Origin of the sequence: Nesterenkonia alkaliphila (assembly GCF_009758175.1) — a bacterium.
Classification (GTDB): domain Bacteria; phylum Actinomycetota; class Actinomycetes; order Actinomycetales; family Micrococcaceae; genus Nesterenkonia; species Nesterenkonia alkaliphila.
The window spans coordinates 1-18,112 of sequence record NZ_WRPM01000016.1 but is presented as its reverse complement, the minus strand read 5'-3'; the positions used below and the strand labels follow the sequence as shown (position 1 = coordinate 18,112).

Sequence of the window (18,112 nt, the reverse complement as noted above, 5' to 3'; positions counted from 1 at the left end):
CACCCAACGCCACGCCGACCCCGCCCAACGTGGGCACCTCTACACCCTCATCTGCGAAGAGCCACTAAAGTGCACCGAGAGAAAGAACTTCTGAGAACCACCAGTGCTTTTGATCCAATCATCCCCCTCGAACCACGGAAGCAGGGGTGGCGCCAAAAATGTCACATCACTGAGATCTTGGTTCTCGGGTCTGACCCCGAAACGCTCAGCAATCAGGACGAATGCCTGAATTCAGGAACGCTCTGATCTTGGCCGCAATACGTGGAATGTCGTTCTCCAATGCGTCCCAGATAACGTCATAGTTCACGATGTTGTAGCCATGGGCCGAGATGTTGCGCATGGCATAGACATCCCGCAGCTCCAGTTCAGGGAAGTCCATCAGAAACTCCGGGTTGGCCCTGTCAATCCGGTACACAGTTTCACCGCAGTCGATGAAGATCATCCTGGCGGCGAGCTGAGCAGTTTCGTGCTCCCGGTCTTCCCGCTGAACAAACCGCGCAGCGGTCTCCGCATGCCGCAGGAAGTCCTCCAACCACTGATAAACCCTGGGCGAATATTGCCGTGTGATCCAGTGGTCATCCTGCGAGGTTGTCATAAGGGCCGAGCATCCTTGATGAGCTCCCGATGCTGGCTCCGGAGCCCCGCCTGATCAACAAGATCCACTGGCACACCGAGCAGTTCGTTGAGTTCACGGTACACCCGGGCGAAACGAAGGCCCATCTTGGGCGGGGTCACGACAAGCAGATCAATATCCGAGGAGGGAGAATCATCACCCCGTGCAACTGAGCCGAAGACCCGTACGTCTTTGATGCCCTGGGAGTGGAGGTAGTCCAGCACTTCCTGACGCCGCTCGCGGAGCACATCCGAAGGGCGGCGCTCTGGAACAGTGCCAGTGCTCATGTGCCCCCGAGAGGATTCGAACCTCTGGCCTTCGGTACCGGAAACCGACGCTCTATCCCCTGAGCTACGGAGGCGGGGGTCAGGACGTTGCCGTCGAGCTGACCGATATAGATTACCAGCTGATCCGCCGAGCGCCTAGCTGAAGGGGCTGATACAACCTCACCAAGCCGTCCGAGACTGCTTCCAAACTGCCTACGCCATCCACGTCTCGTCAGCGACGCAGCGGCAGGGGCCGGATCCTGATGCGGTCCTCCGTGATGGTGGCGAAGGCTCCGTCCTTGAGCTCGGGTTCGATCACAGGGAGGTTGTTGACCAAGAGCTCCGACTGCTCCTCGGGAGCCTTGCCAGCCCTACGCAGGAGCACCACACTGGGCAGGACATCACCGCTTCTTGCCAGCAACTCTCCAAAGTCAGTGTCCGCCGAAATGAGAACGCGGCCCTCCCGTTTCGCAGCCAGCATGACGTGACGTGCTCATCGACCTCACCAAGCAATCCGAGATCGACCGCGTGCAGGACGTCGTACCCCGCAGCAGCCATACTTTTGGCCACCCGTGCGCTGAGGCACTCATCCAGCAAATACTTCATGCGGCAGATTGAAGAGGGAGCTCACGCTGATCCAGTACCGCAGCGGCATATCGCAGTGCCGCGTGAATATCGTCGGGGGTGAGTTGGGGGTAATCCTCCAAGACCTCTGACTCGGAAGCGCCTTCGGCGATCCGCCCCACAATCATGGACACGGGGATGCGGGTGCCCTGGATACAGGGCATGCCTCCCATGACTCGGTGGTCTACTGCAATACGATCCATGAATCTCGTCTCCTCTCTGAGTGAAGCCTACGCCCCTTGCCGGTCGCGGAGAAGAGCACGAGTGAAGATCACCCGGTGGTGGAGACGGTGTAGCTCCACAGTTCGCTGGACATGCCCACCGGCTTCTTCTTCGCACCCTCCTGGCCCTCACCGTGGGACTTAGCGAAGTGCTGAGAGTTCCGCCAGTTCTCGAAGTCCTCCTCCGAGTCCCAGCGAGTCACCACCAGCCACACATTGCGCCCATCAGAGGGCTGCAGCAGCTCATAGCCCTGGAAGCCGGGTGTTCCATCCATTGACCCGTGCCGAGCGGCGAAGCGCTCCCCCAGCTCAGTGCCGGAGTCCTCTGGGACCGTAATCGCATTGATTTTGATAACACTGCTCATGCCTGCATTCTCGCATTTCTGCGGCGTCGCATTCACTCCCGCGCCCCGGCAGCGGGCAAGATAGGTTCATGGGCACACTTCACCTCAGCGCACAGCACGCGGGTGTGGACGTCGTGATCGATTCCCGGGATGCTCTCAACTATGCCCTGATGCACAACCAGGTGCCGCTGATCTCCTCAGCAGAGGTGAGCAATGCCAACGACGCCGCCTCCTCACCTCTGGCCCTCACCCTCCGGCTGGAGGCCCTGGGCCACCTGAACCTGGCTGAGCAGCCGCTGCGCCTGGAGATCCCTGCCCTGGAGCCCGGAGAGATCTACACTGTGCCCCGGGCTCAGCTGGACTGGCCGCTGAGCCTCACCGCACTGCTGAACCTCGAATCTGCAGCCGTCACCCGGCTGCATGCCACCCACGAGACCACCGGGACCAGCACCAGTGTCCCGGTACGTATCCTGCCTGCCGATCAGTGGTGGGCCGAGGGCGTCAGAGAGTCGCTGGCTGCGTTCATCCGCCCGCAGAGCGCAGCGGTGGCCGAGCTGCTCGATGAGACCGCCGCAGCCCTGGAGCACTTCACCGGGTCCGCAGAGATCGCCGGATACCAGTCCGGGCCGGGCCGGGTCCGCCAGATTGTCCGGGGCATCTACCATGCGCTGAGCACTGTGGGACTCGCTCATATCAGCAACGCCGAGGGTCTGCTCTCCGGAGGCCACCGGATCAGACAGCCTGCCGAGATCCTCACCGCCCGGCGGGCCAGCACCCTGGAGCTGGCAACGCTCTTCGCCGCCGCTGTGGAACAGGCGGGCCTACACAGTGTGCTGGCACTCAGCGAACGCCATGTGCTGCTGGGCTGGCTGGCGGAACCGCACCGGCTGCCGGCCACTGTGGTCGACTCCCCCTCCACGATCGCAAATATCGCCGACTCCCAGCTGTTTGAAGCAGTGGAGGTCAGCGGTGTGTGCCGCGGGGAGCGGGCCATGGATTTCGACTCCGCAGCCGAGCATGCCCGGCACTGGTGGCCCAGCTACGAACGGGAGGGCCTCTACCTCTTGGATGTGCATGCCGCGCACCGGCGGATCTCCCCCTTGCCGGAGGTGCACTGGGAGGGGCAGACCCCCGTGGTGGAGATAGTGACCCAGCCCGGCAGCACCGGCGCAGAGGAGCCAGCCCGGCACCGCACCCCGGCCGAGGCAGCGAGCGCCACAGAGCATCCCGGACTGAGCCAGCCACAGGCCCCGGCGCGGATCGAACGGTGGCGGCGCTCTCTGCTGGACCTCAGCTTCCGCAACCCGCTGCTGCGGCTGGCTGCCTCCAGCTCCGCTGAGCTGCATGTACCAGCTGGGGCGCTGGGGACACTGGTGGAGGCCCTGCGCTCAGGCGCTCGGCTCACCGTGGATGAGCACGGCCAGATCGAGGATCTGCACAGAGCCCAAGGCGCACGCACCGCCGCGGAGGTGGATGCCGCCGCCCTCACCCAGATCCTGGAGCATGAGCAGCGCATCTTCGCGTTACTGGGCTTCACCGAGTTCCTGCGCCGGCTGCGCTCACTGCAGCGCCGGGCGGCCACCACCGCCGAGGAGACCGGTGCCGACCCGCTCTACATCGCGGTAGGAACGCTCAGCTGGGAGGATGCCGGACCGCGGGGCGGCCGGCGGCAGGGCGGTAAGGCTCCGCTGTTCCTGGTGCCGGTCTCACTGACCGGGGGCCGGGGCCGCACTCCTTTCCGGATCACTCTGGATGAGACCCGGGAGACTCAGGCCAATATCAGCCTGGTGGAGAAGCTGCGTGCCGAGCTGGGCATCACCCTCGACCCTCTGCTGGCCCCTCCCCTGCGGGACGGCGAGCCGGATATCCCAGCCGCAGTGGAGCAGCTGCGCCGGCTGCTTCTGGATCAGCAGCTGGAGAACTTCACCATTCATGAGTCTGCGCACCTAGCCCTGGCCCAGTTCTCCACCGTGGACCTCTGGCGGGATTTGAGCCAGAACTGGCAGCAGTTCATGACCCGCCGCCATATCAGCCACCTGGTAAAGCACGCCGGGGAACCGTTCAGCGATGATGTCCCTGCACCCGAGCCGGATCCGCTGGCTGAGGTCACCATGCGCCTGCCGGTGCCCGCTGATGGATCTCAGGTGGAGGCAGTGCGCTGGGCGGCTGCCGGCCGCAGCTTCATCCTGGAGGGACCTCCGGGAACGGGCAAGTCCCAGACCATCACCAATCTCATCGCGGAGTGCCTGCACCGGGGCAAGAAGGTGCTGTTCGTGGCCGAGAAGCAGGCTGCCCTGGAGGTGGTGCAGCGCCGGCTCACCGAGGTGGGACTGGAACCATTTGTGCTGGATATCCACGGGAAGAACCAGTCACTGGCCTCGGTCCGTGACCAGATCCGCCAAGCTCTGGAGGCCCAGGCCAGCACACCGCTGAGCTGGGATGCCGTGCAGTCCCGCGCTCTGTCTGCGGCCCAGCAGCTGGACCGCTACCCGCAGGCCCTGCACTGCCCCGGTCCGGCAGGGCTGAGCACCTGGCAGGCCAGGCAGCTGAACCTGGAGCTGACCGCCGCTGAGGGGACTTCTGCCCATGATCTGCAGGTGGACCACCACAGCGTCCGCAACCTGGACTTTGCCAAAGCCTACGACGACGCCGCAGCACTGGACCGTGCCCTGGCTGACCTGGGTGCCCCACCGGGCTCCCACCCGTGGGCACTGGCCCGGTTGGAGACAGGCAGCTGGGACCCACAGGCTGTTGCTGCTGCGGCCCTGGGAGTTCTGCACGCTGAGGAGCAGTTGGTCGGATCACCGGCCGCTGAGCTGCTGGGCCTGGCTCTGACAGCTGAGCAGATCCAGGCTGCCTGGACGTGGCTGCAGGCTCTGGTTCCGGGCTTCCGGCGCAGCGCCTTGGACCTGGATCTGGACTATATTGCCCAGCGTGCCGAGCAGATTGAGAACAGTCTCTGGCCCTTCGGCCGCAGGCGGCGTCAGGAGCGCCTGCTGGATGAGCTGGCCGATCACCTGAGTCTGCGCAGCGCAGTGGACACCAACCAGCTCGTGGAGCATTTCGGTGCCCTGAAGGAGCTCCGGTCAGCCTGGACAGAGCTGCAGCAGGCGTTCAGCAGCTCAGAGGACTCAGAAAAGATCGAGCAGCTGGCCTCGGCACTGTTCAATGATGGCCGTCCTGCAGAGCTTCCCCTGCCAGAGGCAGCTCAGGCGGCTGAGGCCTGGGGCACCCTGATCGAGCTGCTCGGCGCGGATGAGAGCTCCCTGCAGCGCTGGGCAGCCGGAGTCACCGGGGAGAAAGCCCCGGTACGCACCGCCGCGGTCCAGGCCAGCGCCCAGAGCTGGCGCCAGGACTGCGGTGATGCGGTGCTGCTGGAACTCAGCCGCTGGGCGGAGGTCTCCACCCATGCCGAGGCGCTGCGGGGAAGCGGTCTCGCGGCAGCAGCGCAGGCCGCACTGAGTGGTCAGCTGCCTGCTGGGGAGGTAGAACTTGCGCTGCGCCGGGCACTGACCGAGGCTGCCCTTCAGGAGCGCCTGCACACCACCGGGCTGCACCGCTTTGACCAAGCCGTTCACCAGCGCCATGCCGAGACGTTCACACAGGCCGCCGCCCAACGCCGGAAGCTGCTGCGGGACCAGCTGCCCGCTGAGCTTCTTGAGGCGCGCGGCTTCTCCCCGGAGGCTGAACTGGGCGCAGTGGCGGAACTGCAGCGTCAGATCGGGCGCCGCCGGGGCGGCTTGCGAATCCGGCAGCTCTTTGAGAACTACGGGGAACTGATCACCGCAGCTGCGCCCTGCTTGCTGATGAGCCCCGATTCGGTGGCCCGGTTCCTTCCCGCCGGTTCGGTGGACTTTGACGTAGTGGTCTTTGACGAGGCCTCCCAGATCCGGGTCCCGGAGGCGATCGGCGCTATGGGCCGCGGAAAGTCCGTGGTGATCGTAGGCGATACCAAGCAGATGCCGCCAAGCCAGGCGTTCGCCCACTCCGGGGCCGAGGAGTCCGAGGATGCCCTGGTGCCGGTTGATCTCGATTCGATCCTCTCCGAGGCCCATGAGTCAGGACTGCCCCGGCTGTGGCTGACCTGGCACTACCGGTCCAAGGATGAGTCCCTTGTGGCCTTCTCCAACCGCCAGTACTACCAGGGGCGGCTCTCCACCTTCCCCGCTCCCCCGGAGGCAGGATCCTCCCGGGCCATTCAGTTGAAGGTGGTTGACGGTCTCTGGGAGGGCGGCCGCGGCGCCGCCCGGGTCAACCGGGTGGAGGCTGAGGAGGTTCTCCTCCAGATCCAGCGGCTGCTGGAGGAAGCTCCGGAGCAGAGCATCGGAGTGGTCACGTTCAATGTCCCACAGCGTGATCTGCTCCTGGACATGCTGGAGAGCAGTGAGGACCCGAAGATTCAGGCAGCACTGAGCCGGGAGGATGAACCGCTGTTCGTCAAGAACCTGGAGAACGTGCAGGGCGATGAGCGGGACACCGTGATCTTCACCCTGGCCTTCTCCCGGGATGCCAAGGGACGGGTGCCGCTGCAGTGGGGAGCCATGACCGCCGCAGGCGGTGAACGGCGCCTCAATGTGGCCATCACCCGCGCCAGGGAAAAGGTGCGGATCATCTCCTCCTTCCACCCGCGGGAATTGGACCTGCGGAACTCTGCCTCCCAGGGCCTGGCAGACCTGAAGGAGTATCTGCTCGCCGCAGAACAGAATCATGACCAGCAGGGCAACCACCAGCAAGGCAGCCACCAGGTCAGCAGTACTGCCCCCGAGCAGCCCAGGGACATGCACCACGCGGAGGTTCAGGAGCGGCTTGAAGCAGCCGGGCTGGAGGTACTGCCCCGCCTGGGCCTCTCCGATTTTCATGTGGATTTCGCTCTCCGATCCGGGGACCGGCCCTGGGTGGCTGTGCTGCTGGATGACCCCGCCTGGGGCGCTCGGCGCAGCGTCGGAGACCGGGAGAGCCTGCCGCAGAGTGTGCTCATCGGCACGATGGGCTGGGCAGCTGTGGAGCGGATCTGGCTCCCGGAGTGGCTCCGTGACCCGCAGGCCGTAGTCTCCCGGATCTGCAGAACAGCCGAGCAGGCCGATCCAGCTGCCCGCCCAGCACCGGAACCTCCCGCTGAACCGCGTGCCAGCTCTGCAACGCCCCAGCCGGCGGCGCAGCAGGATGGCCTCACGGTGGCTCAGCGGCATGTGGAGCAGGTCTCGGATCAGGAGCTGCGTGAGGTGATGGTCCAGGTGCTCAGACAGGCCTTCCGCGCCTCCCAGGAGGATCTGCTGCGCTCCACAGCCCGGCTCTACGGCCACCAGAGGATGGGCACCAGAATCCAGCAGCGCCTGGAGGGTATCTTCACCCAAGCTCTGTCCCGGCGCCTGATCATCGCCACCGCAGAGGACCAGTACGCCCCCGCTGAGGATGCTCAGTGACCGGACCCTCAGAACAGGGCTGGTCAGAACAGGGCAGGCTGTGCCGGTCCGGCGGCAGTCTCCAAGCCTTCCAACTGAGGCTGCTGGTCTCCCGTCGGCGGCTGCTGCCCTGCAGCCTTCTCCGGTGATTCCCTGCCCCGCCAGACGCGGTCCTCCCGGATCACAAAACCGTGACGGCGCCGCGCTTCGCCAGCACGGGCACCCAGCCACTTCTTGTACTCGGCTGAGGCGTAGCTGGTGAACCCGCCCCGCTTGCCCCTGTAGAGCTGCCGATACCGGGGCACCAGAGCCGGGAACTCGGCCTGCAGCCACTGCATGAACCATTCGCGGGCGCCGGGCCGCAGATGCAGGGCACCGGTGGTCACCCAGCTGGCCCCCGCATCGGCCAGCGCTGCGTGCAGGGCGTCCAGATGCTCCTCGGAGTCGGTGAGCCAGGGCAGGATCGGCATCGCCAGCACATTGCAGTCCAGACCCGCATCGGTGATCGCCCGGATCAGCCCCAGCCGCGCCCTCGGGTCCGGAGTCCCGGGTTCCACCCGCTGCTGCAGCTCAGTGTCCATAATGGCCAAAGAGACCGCCACTGAGACCGGCACCTGCTGGGCGGCCTCTTTCAGCAGCGGGATATCGCGCTTCAGCAGCGGCCCCTTGGTGAGGATGGAGAACGGTGTGCCGGATTCAGCCAGAGCCTGGATGATCCCGGGCATCAGCCGGTAGCGGCCCTCCGCCCGCTGATAGGGGTCAGTATTGGTGCCTAGGGCCACATGTTCGCGCTTCCAGCTGGGCTTGGCCAGCTCTGCCCGCAGCACTTCGGCCACATTGGTTTTGACCACAATTTGGGTGTCGAAGTCCTGGCCTGAGTCTAAATCCAAATATTCATGCGTTTTTCTCGCGAAGCAATTATGGCTGATCACCCCATTTGCGATGAAGTCCCCTGTACCGGTCGTGATATCAATCATTGATTGCTCCATGCCGAGATCTTCGACGCTAACCACTCTGAGCTTGCTTGAAGTCTTAACTGCCCTGCCCAGAATAGAGAGCTTCCTAATGATGGCCGGTTTTACTAGGTGGAAGAACCGCCTATATGCAGCTGCTCCCCCGGTGAGCCGTATAGTGGCTACCCCGCGTGCATTCGCCCGTTCTCGAACAAAAGGCATTTGAAAGTTCTCTAGGCCAGCTTCAATATGCTGCAGAATACTCTCATCCGAGTTAGATATTCGTAGAGCACTGCCGGAGAACGAGCCTTCGGCATCAAATATGCCGGCAAGGAACCCTTGCTCCCACTCATCAGTCGGCACTGTGGGCCAGGAAATGAGCTTCTGAATCTGCTGATAGTGAGCGCGCTTCGACGTGACGATCATATTCATGGGCTTTCGCGAGGAAGAGCCCGTCGAGAACGGCTTCAGCGAAGTGTCGATTCCTTCTCGCGCGAGATACTCCTGACTTCGCGCCAGGGCGTCCATATCAGCAAGAGCCAATCGAAAAATGGTGACGCGATAGGGTTTGCCGTTGCTCTTCCTGGTATAGGTCTTATCGACCATCATCCCGTCGCCACGAATCATACCCGCGAGATAACCAGCGCGATAATACGAGTTGGCAAGCGGTTCACGATAGGCACTCGCGGCACTTCCCAGCCCAAAACCCATCATGGAGTTGTTAGTGGTGAGATACGGCCGCTGACCTTGTCCCGTGGCCAACGGCGCCACGTACTTCCACCCACGTTCTGTAAGGAACCGGTGATCTGCACTTGCCACGAGTTCAGTTCCGTCTTCAAGAGTGACACGATAAGCCCGCTTGCGAGTTCGCCACACCGCACCCACCTCCGCCTCGACGTAATAGCGGTATCTGCCCTTCAGCCGACTCCCAACCACCCGCTCTCCCACTCGAATGTCATCAAGTCTCTTCTGCCGCCCATTCGACATCAGGATCAGAGTCTCCGGGCTCAGGCAGTAGCGGCACTGATGGAGACAGCCACGGGTGGGGTTGACGGTCCAGGAAAACGGCATATTGGACTGCCCCGGAACTTTATTCAAGGCAGTCTTCGCGGCCACTTCATGGAAGGTCACGCCCTCGAACTCCGGAGTGCGCACCGAACGCACCAAGCCCTTCATGGGCAGCAGAGCCGGGCCCGCGGCGTCGTCGATCTTCTGACCTTCCCAGCGCATACGCCAATTCGAACACATTTACTAATGGAGATCAAGAGATATGATCGACCACGACACCGTAAGCATCCCCTAGGACATACCCACAAGTACTCCTAGGGGCTGACCCGAAGCCGCAGTGGATCCACCGGCTGAACGCAGATTGAGGAGAGATATGGCTGAGAACAAGCCTCAGGAGTGGGAGCGGCAGCTGCTGCAGCAGGGCACCGTGGAGATCGGGCTGAGCCCAAAAAAACGCGTAGTCGCGGTGGTTGCCGGAGTGCTGTTCGTTCTGGTCGGGCTGCTGCTGATCATCATCCCACTGATGGCTGAAGGCATGGATCTGGCCCCACGCATTGTGCTGCCTGTGACCGGCGCGCTCCTGCTTCTGCTCGCACCTTTGGGCTTCTCCCAGCTGACCGGTGTCTGGAACATTGTGGTGACCTGGCAGGACATCGGCTACCGCAATGCCCGGGTGCCTTGGTCAGAGGTGGAGGTGGTCGGGGAGATCACCCAGCGCGTCCGTGGGGCCCAGCAAGACCACGGGGTCATCGTCTTCACCCCGCGCGGCCACGACATGCTGGTCAGTCAGATGGGCGGCATAGGGGCCTGGCTGCAGAACCTCAACGCCAAACTTCTCAAAGTGCCCGCGCTCAGTCCGGCGAAGCTCCTTGATGGATCTCAGGCAGAGAAGATTGGCTGGCTGGCCTCAGTGCATATGCGCATTCTCGAGGCCCAACGGCCTGCCCGACACCCCAACCCGTACTCTGACCAACACCCCGACCAGCACCCCAACCAGCAGCCACCTGCTCCCGGCACCGTACCGCCGCAGCCGTACTAGAGAAGAACGACGACGCCACCATAAGCCGTGGCCGCCGCCAGCAGGCTGCCTGCGCCGCCCAGCAGCAGCGCCGGCATACCGGTCACTGCCAGCTCACGCAGGTTCACCTGGGAGCCGATACCCACCATCGCGATGGTGATCAGCAGCTCAGTGGTGCCGGTGAGCAGCTGCTGCTGGCCTGCCGGGACTCCGATAGTGGAGCTGAACAGCACCGCGGCCAGGAATCCGATCACAAACCAGGGCAGCAGCGGGGGCCGCTTTCCCTGAGTTGAGGTGCCATCCGACTCTGCGCCGCGGGCGCCGATGCGCAGGGTCACCACCACAGGGGCCAGCAGCAGCACCCGGGCGAGCTTGACCATAGTGGCCACAGCCAGGGCGGTGGCTCCGACCATTCCGCCGGCGGCCACCACTTGACCCACTTCATGCACGCTGGCACCGATCCAGACTCCCCCGGCGTGCTCCCCCAGGCCCAGCATTGGGATCAGGGCCGGCAGGGCGAGCATAGCCACAGTGCCCCAGAGGGTGACTACTGCCAGCGCAGTGGCTGTGGGCCCACCCAGAGGGCGGTTCTGCTGATCCCGGCCGTCCCCGCGGTCCAGCACAGCGGAGGCTGCCGCCACCGCGGAGGCACCACAGATCGCGGTACCGGTGGCCAGCAGTGAGGCGGTGGTGCGGTCAGTGCGGAACACCGGGCCCAGCAGCCTGATCCCGGCGAAGGTGACGGTGACGGTGACCAGGACGATCACCAGGACCTCCCAGCCCAGGCCCAGGATGTCGCTGAAAGCCAGCCGCAGGCCCAGCAGCACAATTCCCAGCCGCAGCGGGAACTTGGCGGCCCATTTGAAACCGGCCTCGGCCCAGCTGGGGACCAGTCCCGCAGTGCGCAGGATGATGCCGATCAGCACCGCGATCAGTAGGGATGAGACCGGGATCCACTCATCCAGGAAGTAGTGGGCCACTGCCGCGCCCACGAAGGCGAGAATCGCCCCGGGATAGATCTGCTCAGCACGCTGGGCCCAGCTCTCAGGATCGAATCTTGCCACCGGGACAGTCTAGTCGTCTGGGCCGCCATTAGACTGTTCCGGTGCCTGATTCCGATACCGCCCCGGCTTCCGCTGCCCGCCCCTTCTCCTTCGCCGTCCATGACCGGATCGAGGGCGGGTTGGGCCGCACCGGCACCATCACTACCCCGCATGGTCAGATCCAGACCCCGGCGTTCATTCCGGTAGCCACCAAGGCCACAGTCAAAGCGGTGCGCCCCGAGGAGATGTCCGAACTCGGGGCCCAGGCGGTGCTGGCCAATGCCTACCATCTGAACCTGCAGCCGGGCACCGATGTGCTCGATGCCGCCGGCGGGCTGGGGAAGTTCATGAACTGGCCTGGGCCCACCTTTACCGATTCCGGAGGCTTCCAAGTGATGAGCCTGGGGGTCGGCTTCAAGAAGACCATCTCGATGGATGCCGCACGGGTGGCCGATGACCAGGCGATGGCCGCTGAGCATGAGCGCCGGGCCTTTGTGGACGAGGACGGGGTGACGTTCAAATCGCATATCGACGGCACCGAGCACCGGTTCACCCCGGAGATCTCCATGCGGCTGCAGCACGAGATCGGTGCCGATATCATCTTCGCCTTCGATGAGCTGACCACCCTGTTCAACACCCGCAGCTACCAGGAGGAGTCCCTGGAGCGCACCCGCCGCTGGGCGCAGCGGTGCCTGGCAGCCCATGCCCAGCTGACTGCTGACCGCAGCACTAAGCCCTACCAGGCGCTCTTCGGAGTGCTGCAGGGGGCCCAATATGAGGATCTGCGCCGCAAGGCCGCCCAGGACTTGGGCGCCATGGAGATCGAAGGGCAGGTCTTCGACGGCTTCGGCATCGGCGGGGCCCTGGAGAAGGAGAACCTGGGCACCATTGTCGGCTGGGTCTGCCAGGAGCTGCCCGAGAACAAGCCGCGGCACCTGCTGGGGATCTCCGAGCCGGAGGATTTCTTCACCGCCATTGAGAACGGGGCAGACACGTTCGACTGCGTACAGCCGTCACGAGTGGCACGCAACGGGCGGGTCTACACCCCGCAGGGCTACTTCAACATTCCGCAGGCCAAATACCGGCGGGACTTCACCCCGGTACAGGACGACTGCGGCTGCTATACCTGCGCCAACTACTCCAAGGCCTATCTGCACCACCTGTTCAAGGCCAAGGAGATGCTGGTGCACACGTTGATGACCATTCACAACGAGTACTTCACGGTGAAGCTGGTCGATGACATCCGGGCTGCGATCTCCGCCGGAGAGTTCTTCGCCTTCCGCGATGAGACCCTGGGCCGGTACCAGGGACGCATCTGAACAACCCCACCAGCCAACGACGACGCCGCCCCTCCCCCCGGCTGCCCCTAACTTCAGGCACTGACCGGGGTCAGTGGGTCACCGGGGTCAGGGGGTCCTCACCGTTGAGCACTGCGCTGGCGTTGCGGAAGGCCAGTGCGGCCATGTCATAGCGGGTCTTATCGCCGGCGGAACCGATATGGTGCAGCAGCACCACCTGCTCCATGGCCCGCAACCGCGGGTTGGTCTGCGGCTCGAACTCATGGACGTCCAAACCTGCACCGGCTAGATGACCGGAGTCCAGGGCATCTGCCAGGGCCTGTTCATCCACCAGAGGTCCGCGGCCGGTGTTGATCAGATAGCTGCCGGGCTTCATCGCCGCCAGCGTGTACTGATTGATCAGGTGGCGGGTCTCCGGCTTCAGCGGGCAGTGCAGGCTGAGCACATCGGAGGTGGCAAGCAGCTCTGGCAGCTCGGCGGGGCGCACCCCCAGGGCCGCGGCGTCGTCGTCATGGGCCCTGCGCCCGGTGGCGATGATCTCCATGCCGAAGCTGGCCGCGCGTTTGGCCACTGCCATGCCGATCCGCCCCAGGCCCACTATGCCCAGCCTGGCTCCGGCAGAGATCTGCAGGCCCACATAGTCCTGCGGACCCCAGATCCAGGGCTCCCCGGTGCGGATCTTCCGATCGGACTCCACCACCCGCCTGGTGGTGGCCAGAATCAGCGCCAGGGTCAGGTCGGCCACCGCGTCATCGAGCACCCCAGGGGTGTTGGTCACGGTGACTCCGCGCTCCTGCGCGGCGGCCACGTCAATGTTGTCGTAGCCTACGCCGACATTGGCCACCACCTTCAGCTGGTCTCCGGCGGCATCTAGCAGCTGCGCATCAATCCGGTCGGTGACCAGGCTGAGGATCGCCTCCGCCCCACGGACCCCCTCCAGGAACTCCTCGCGGCTGGGCGGGTCTGAGGAGGTCGAGCCGATCCTCAGCTCCCGGCCCAACTGCGCGGAGAACTCCTCGGCTGCGCTGCCGACTGACCGTGAGAGATACACATGCCCCATGGGTCTCACATTACAGCCAGCACCCCCTTCAGGTTGACGTGACCACAAGGCCAGGTACATAGTGTCATCCGAACCAGAAGCCCATTCCGGGCGCTCCACTTCCAGAGGACGGTGCCATGACAGAGGACCCGCCGGTGCAGCATATGGTGCTGGCCGTCTCCACGGTGATCTTCTCGCTGCGCCCCCATCCCGATACCGGTGAGCTCACACTCTGGCTGCCGCTGGTGCGCCGAATCCGTGAGCCGTTCAAAAACCGGTGGGCGCTGCCGGGCGGGCCGCTGCAGGACTCCCAGGATCTGGGCGAGGCGGCCAGGACTGCGATGCGCCGGACCACCGGGCTGCAGCCGCGGCACCTGGAGCAGCTCTACGCCTTTGGTGATGTGGACCGCTCCCCCGATGCTCCCGAACGGGTGGTTTCGATCGTCTACTGGGCCCTGGTGCGCCAGGACGAGGACGCCCACGCGGTGGACGCTGAGAATGTGGCCTGGCATCCGGTGGATGAGGTGCCCGGCCCGCTGGCATTTGACCATGACCTGATTGTCCGCTACGCGGTGGACCGGCTGCGCGCCAAGGTCACCTACTCCCCCATCGCCCACGCCTTCCTGCCGGCGGAGTTCGCGCTGGCTGAGCTGCGCCGGGTCTACGAGGCGGTGCTGAACCGGGCACTGGACCCCTCCAACTTCCGCCGCCAGATTCTGTCCCAGGGCACAGTGGAAGACACCGGCCGGCGGATGACCGGCACTGCCCACCGCCCACCCCGGCTCTACCGTTCCGCACCACAGAGCAGCCGCTATTCACTCACAATTGAGGAGAGTCCATGACCCTGTCCGTCAATGAACGCATCCAGCTGACCCCCAAGGACTCCTGCAACTCCGAGTTGGCCGCCGGGCCCTGGGCGTTCGATGCGATGCCTGGCTACGGTCCCGGCTCCTCAGAGGCTGACCCGGTGCCTGAGCCCACTGCCCACCCGGGCCAGTTGCCGGTGGCCTATCAGCAGATGGAACAGGATGAGCTGCACCGGCGGATCCGGGCCGCCAAGGCTGCTCTGGGTGATGAGCTGGTGATTCTGGGTCACTTCTACCAGCGCGATGAGGTGGTCCAGTATGCAGATTTTCTGGGCGACTCCTTCCAGCTGGCCAAGGCCGCACTGACCAGGCCGGAGGCTCAGAGCATTGTGTTCTGCGGGGTGCACTTCATGGCGGAGACCGCCGATATCCTCTCCCGGGATGACCAGCAGGTGATCCTGCCGAATCTGGCCGCCGGCTGCTCCATGGCCGATATGGCTGATGAGGACTCAGTGGAGGCAGCCTGGGAGGAGATCTGCGAGGTCTATGGGGTGGACCCGCAGAATGTGCAGCCCGATGCCGAGGGCAAGCTGCCGGTGCTGCCGGTGACCTATATGAACTCCTCGGCGGCGCTAAAAGCCTTCTGCGGCCGCCACGGCGGGATCGTCTGCACCTCATCCAATGCCGAGACGGTGCTGGAGTGGGCCTTTGAGCGGGCCCACCGGGTGCTGTTCTTCCCGGACCAGCACCTTGGCCGCAATACCGCCAAGGCCATGGGAGTGCCGCTGGAGCAGATGCCGATGTGGAACCCGCGCCGGCCCTTGGGCGGGAACACCGAGCAGGCGCTGGTCGAGGCCAAGGTGCTGCTCTGGCACGGGTTCTGCTCTGTGCACCGGCGGTTCACTGTGGCCCAGATTGAACAGGCCCGCACTGAGCACCCGGGCTGCAAAGTGATTGTGCACCCGGAGTGCCCAATGCCGGTGGTGGACGCCGCCGACGCCGCCGGCTCCACTGATGCAATCAGAAAATATGTGGCTGCCAGCTCACCCGGGGACGTGATCGCCGTGGGTACTGAGATCAACCTGGTCAACCGGCTGGCTGCCGAATACCCAGACCGCACCATCTTCTGCTTGGACCCGGTGATCTGCCCCTGCTCCACGATGTACCGGATTCACCCCGGCTACCTGGCCTGGGTGCTGGATGAGCTGGTGGCGGGCCGGGCTCCGAATCAGATCACGGTCAGTGCCGATGTCGCTGAACCGGCGCGGGTGGCGCTGGACCGGATGCTGGCGGCTGTGCCCAAATGAGCCAGGCAGAATTCTCCCAGGCGCCTGCTGCGGTGGCATCCGTTCCTCCGCTTGCGGCGGCGCATATTGATCAGGTGATCGGCACCGCCTTGGCGGAGGATGTTCCGTTCGGGGATCTGACCACCGAGGCCTTTGTCCCGGCCTCAGCACAGGCTGAAGCCGTGCTGACCGCCCGTGAACCCGGGGTGTTCTCCGGTGGGGAGGTCTTTGCCCGGGCCATGCGCACTTTGGATGCCGTCGTCGTCGTAGATCTTGAGGTTGCCGAGGGTGCCCGGTTCCGTGCCGGGGAGCAGCTGGCCAGAGTCAGCGGGCCGGCCCGGGCGATTCTGACCTGCGAGCGCATCGCGCTGAACCTGGTGCAGCGGATGTCTGGGATTGCTGCGCTGACCGCACAGTATGTGGCCGCGGTGGAAGGCAGCGGGGTGCGGATCACTGATACCCGCAAGACCACCCCCGGGCTGCGGGTGCTGGAGCGTTATGCGGTGCGCTGCGGCGGCGGGCATAACCACCGGTTCAGCCTTTCGGATGCAGTGATGGCCAAGGACAATCATCTGGCTGCGGTGAGCGCTGCCGGGGTTGAGCTGGCTCAGGCAATCCGCTCCGCCCGGGCCCGGCTGCCGCATACTGCTCATATTGAGGTGGAGGTGGACCGGCTGGACCAGATTCCTGCCGCTATGGAGGGCGGGGCGGACACCATCATGTTGGATAATTTCAGCCTCAGTGATCTGCGCCGCGGGGTGGAGCTGATCGCCGGCCGGGCTCTGGTGGAGGCCTCCGGCGGGGTCACCTTGGATACGGTGGCGGCGATCGCAGAGACCGGTGTGGATGTGATCAGCGTGGGTTCGCTTACGCACAGCGCCCGGGGGCTGGACCTGGGGCTGGACTTCCGGGTGAGCCAGTGATCTATCTGGATGAGGCCGCCTCGGCCCCGCCCAAGCGTGAGGTGCTGGAGGCGATGTGGCCGCATCTGACCAGCGGTTTTGCCAATCCGGCCAGCCGGCACGACCCCGGGTTGGCCGCTGAGCGTGCGCTGGAGGATGCCCGGCGGCAGGTGGCGGCCCACCTGGGGGCCCGCCCGGCAGAGATTATCTTCACCTCCGGGGGTACGGAGTCAGACAATGCCGCGGTGAAGGGGATTGCCTTGGCCGCGCCCCGGGGCCGCCATGTGCTGGTCTCCGCGGTGGAACATCCTGCGGTGCTGGAGTCGGCGGAATGGCTCGGCCGGATGGGGTTTCAGGTCCAGCAGATCCCGGTGGATACCGCTGGTGTGGTCACCCCGGAGGCGCTGGCCGGGCTCCTGCGCCCGGATACCACGCTGGTCAGTGTCCAGGCTGCCAATGGTGAGGTAGGGACAGTGCAGGACATCGCCTCGCTGAGCGCGGTGGCGGCCCAGCATGGTGTGCCCTTCCACACCGATGCCGTGCAGGCGGCTGGTGCGATGCCGCTGGATGTGGATGAGCTGGGTGTGCAGGCGCTGAGCCTGGCCGGGCATAAGCTCGGCACCCCCAAGGGGGTTGGGGCGCTTTACCTGCGCCGGCGGACTCCCTTCGAGCCCCTGATCCATGGTGGCGGTCAGCAGCGGGGGCAGCGCTCAGGTACCGAGAATGTGGCTGCCGCGGTGGGGATGGCGATGGCGCTGGAGTTGGCTGTTAGTCGTGACGTTGAGGCCTGGCGGCGCAGTTCTGAGCAGTTTGTCTCCGCAGTGGAGGAGGCTGTTCCCGGAGCCCGGCTGACCGGGCACCGTACTCAACGCCTGCCGGGGCATGCCTCCTTTGTGCTGCGGGGCCGCAGCGGGGAATCGGTGCTGCTGGATCTGCAGGAGCAGGGGGTGTGCTGCTCCTCGGGTTCGGCCTGTGCGGCCGGTAGCAGTGAGCCGAGCCCCGTACTGACGGCGATGGGCTATTCCGCTGACCAGGCGCAGGCTGCGCTGCGCTTCACCTTCGGGGCTGAGACGCCGGAGGATCATTTGCACCGGGCCGTGGCTGCCCTGCGGAACAGCGCTCCGGCCTGATCAGGGGCCGGCGGATTAATACTGCAGTTGGCTGTTCGCGCCCCGTAGGCCGTGATAAGAGCAGTTCGCAATAATCGGTCCTGGGTTATAGCTCACGGGTCAAGTCCCGTGTAGTGGTGTAACTGGCTCTCCGAGTTGCTGGGTGATTATGCGGCTTCG

15 protein-coding genes and 1 tRNA gene are annotated in these 18,112 nt (G+C 64.8%); 7 read left to right on the top strand and 9 right to left on the bottom strand.

Annotated elements, in window-relative coordinates:
• Positions 1-205: 205 nt before the first annotated feature.
• The 6 genes from GNZ21_RS02355 to GNZ21_RS02330 all read right to left on the bottom strand — a co-directional run bounded on the left by GNZ21_RS02355 (position 206) and on the right by GNZ21_RS02330 (position 2,089).
• Entirely contained in the window at positions 206-595 is a 390-nt protein-coding gene (locus GNZ21_RS02355) for a HepT-like ribonuclease domain-containing protein (protein WP_157321001.1), read from the bottom strand.
• On the bottom strand, positions 592-900 hold the full coding sequence (locus tag GNZ21_RS02350; protein WP_157321000.1) for a nucleotidyltransferase family protein: 309 nt from the start codon (positions 898-900) through the stop codon (positions 592-594). The genes GNZ21_RS02355 and GNZ21_RS02350 overlap by 4 nt, the downstream gene beginning before the upstream one ends.
• A gap of 1 nt (position 901) precedes the next feature.
• Positions 902-974 (bottom strand) — tRNA-Arg (locus GNZ21_RS02345).
• A gap of 137 nt (positions 975-1,111) precedes the next feature.
• Positions 1,112-1,360, bottom strand: a complete 249-nt coding sequence (locus GNZ21_RS02340) for a DUF5615 family PIN-like protein (RefSeq protein WP_229659604.1) — start codon at positions 1,358-1,360, stop codon at positions 1,112-1,114.
• Positions 1,361-1,481: 121 nt separating this feature from the next.
• Positions 1,482-1,706 carry a DUF433 domain-containing protein gene (locus GNZ21_RS02335; protein WP_157320999.1) on the bottom strand — a complete coding sequence of 75 codons (225 nt, stop codon included), beginning with the start codon at positions 1,704-1,706 and terminating at the stop codon, positions 1,482-1,484.
• Positions 1,707-1,774: 68 nt separating this feature from the next.
• On the bottom strand, positions 1,775-2,089 hold the full coding sequence (locus tag GNZ21_RS02330) for an antibiotic biosynthesis monooxygenase family protein (protein WP_157320998.1): 315 nt from the start codon (positions 2,087-2,089) through the stop codon (positions 1,775-1,777).
• A 68-nt stretch (positions 2,090-2,157) separates the two neighbouring features.
• On the opposite strand from GNZ21_RS02330, the gene GNZ21_RS02325 reads away from it, so the two are divergent.
• The gene (locus tag GNZ21_RS02325; protein ID WP_157320997.1) at positions 2,158-7,491 is read left to right on the top strand and encodes a DUF4011 domain-containing protein; all 5,334 of its coding nucleotides are present in this window, start codon (positions 2,158-2,160) and stop codon (positions 7,489-7,491) included.
• Between the two features lie 23 nt (positions 7,492-7,514).
• On the opposite strand, the gene GNZ21_RS02320 is transcribed toward GNZ21_RS02325, so the two are convergent.
• Positions 7,515-9,653: an intein-containing Rv2578c family radical SAM protein gene (locus GNZ21_RS02320; RefSeq protein WP_157320996.1), complete on the bottom strand. Its 2,139-nt coding sequence runs from the start codon at positions 9,651-9,653 to the stop codon at positions 7,515-7,517.
• A 151-nt stretch (positions 9,654-9,804) separates the two neighbouring features.
• Here GNZ21_RS02320 and GNZ21_RS02315 point away from each other — a divergent pair, with 151 nt between their 5' ends.
• Positions 9,805-10,470 carry a hypothetical protein gene (locus GNZ21_RS02315; RefSeq protein ID WP_157320994.1) on the top strand — a complete coding sequence of 222 codons (666 nt, stop codon included), beginning with the start codon at positions 9,805-9,807 and terminating at the stop codon, positions 10,468-10,470.
• On the opposite strand, the gene GNZ21_RS02310 is transcribed toward GNZ21_RS02315, so the two are convergent.
• Complete coding sequence (locus tag GNZ21_RS02310; RefSeq protein ID WP_157320992.1) at positions 10,467-11,513, bottom strand: YeiH family protein; 1,047 nt, start codon at positions 11,511-11,513, stop codon at positions 10,467-10,469. The genes GNZ21_RS02315 and GNZ21_RS02310 overlap by 4 nt on opposite strands.
• 41 nt (positions 11,514-11,554) lie before the next feature.
• Here GNZ21_RS02310 and tgt point away from each other — a divergent pair, with 41 nt between their 5' ends.
• A complete protein-coding gene (gene tgt, locus GNZ21_RS02305) occupies positions 11,555-12,811 on the top strand; it encodes a tRNA guanosine(34) transglycosylase Tgt (RefSeq protein ID WP_188503826.1) in 1,257 nt (418 codons plus the stop codon).
• Between the two features lie 70 nt (positions 12,812-12,881).
• Here tgt and GNZ21_RS02300 read toward each other — a convergent pair whose 3' ends face one another.
• Positions 12,882-13,850 (bottom strand): 2-hydroxyacid dehydrogenase, encoded by a 969-nt coding sequence (locus GNZ21_RS02300; protein WP_157320990.1) that lies wholly within the window; start codon positions 13,848-13,850, stop codon positions 12,882-12,884.
• A gap of 116 nt (positions 13,851-13,966) precedes the next feature.
• On the opposite strand from GNZ21_RS02300, the gene GNZ21_RS02295 reads away from it, so the two are divergent.
• The 4 genes from GNZ21_RS02295 to GNZ21_RS02280 are packed head-to-tail and all read left to right on the top strand — an operon-like array spanning position 13,967 to position 17,953.
• Positions 13,967-14,671, top strand: a complete 705-nt coding sequence (locus GNZ21_RS02295) for an NUDIX hydrolase (RefSeq protein WP_157320988.1) — start codon at positions 13,967-13,969, stop codon at positions 14,669-14,671.
• A complete protein-coding gene (gene nadA, locus GNZ21_RS02290) occupies positions 14,668-15,942 on the top strand; it encodes a quinolinate synthase NadA (RefSeq protein ID WP_157320986.1) in 1,275 nt (424 codons plus the stop codon). Before GNZ21_RS02295 ends, nadA begins: the two co-directional genes overlap by 4 nt.
• A complete protein-coding gene (gene nadC, locus GNZ21_RS02285; protein ID WP_157320984.1) occupies positions 15,939-16,844 on the top strand; it encodes a carboxylating nicotinate-nucleotide diphosphorylase in 906 nt (301 codons plus the stop codon). The genes nadA and nadC overlap by 4 nt, the downstream gene beginning before the upstream one ends.
• Positions 16,841-17,953: a cysteine desulfurase family protein gene (locus tag GNZ21_RS02280; protein WP_188503827.1), complete on the top strand. Its 1,113-nt coding sequence runs from the start codon at positions 16,841-16,843 to the stop codon at positions 17,951-17,953. The genes nadC and GNZ21_RS02280 overlap by 4 nt, the downstream gene beginning before the upstream one ends.
• Positions 17,954-18,112 lie beyond the last annotated feature (159 nt).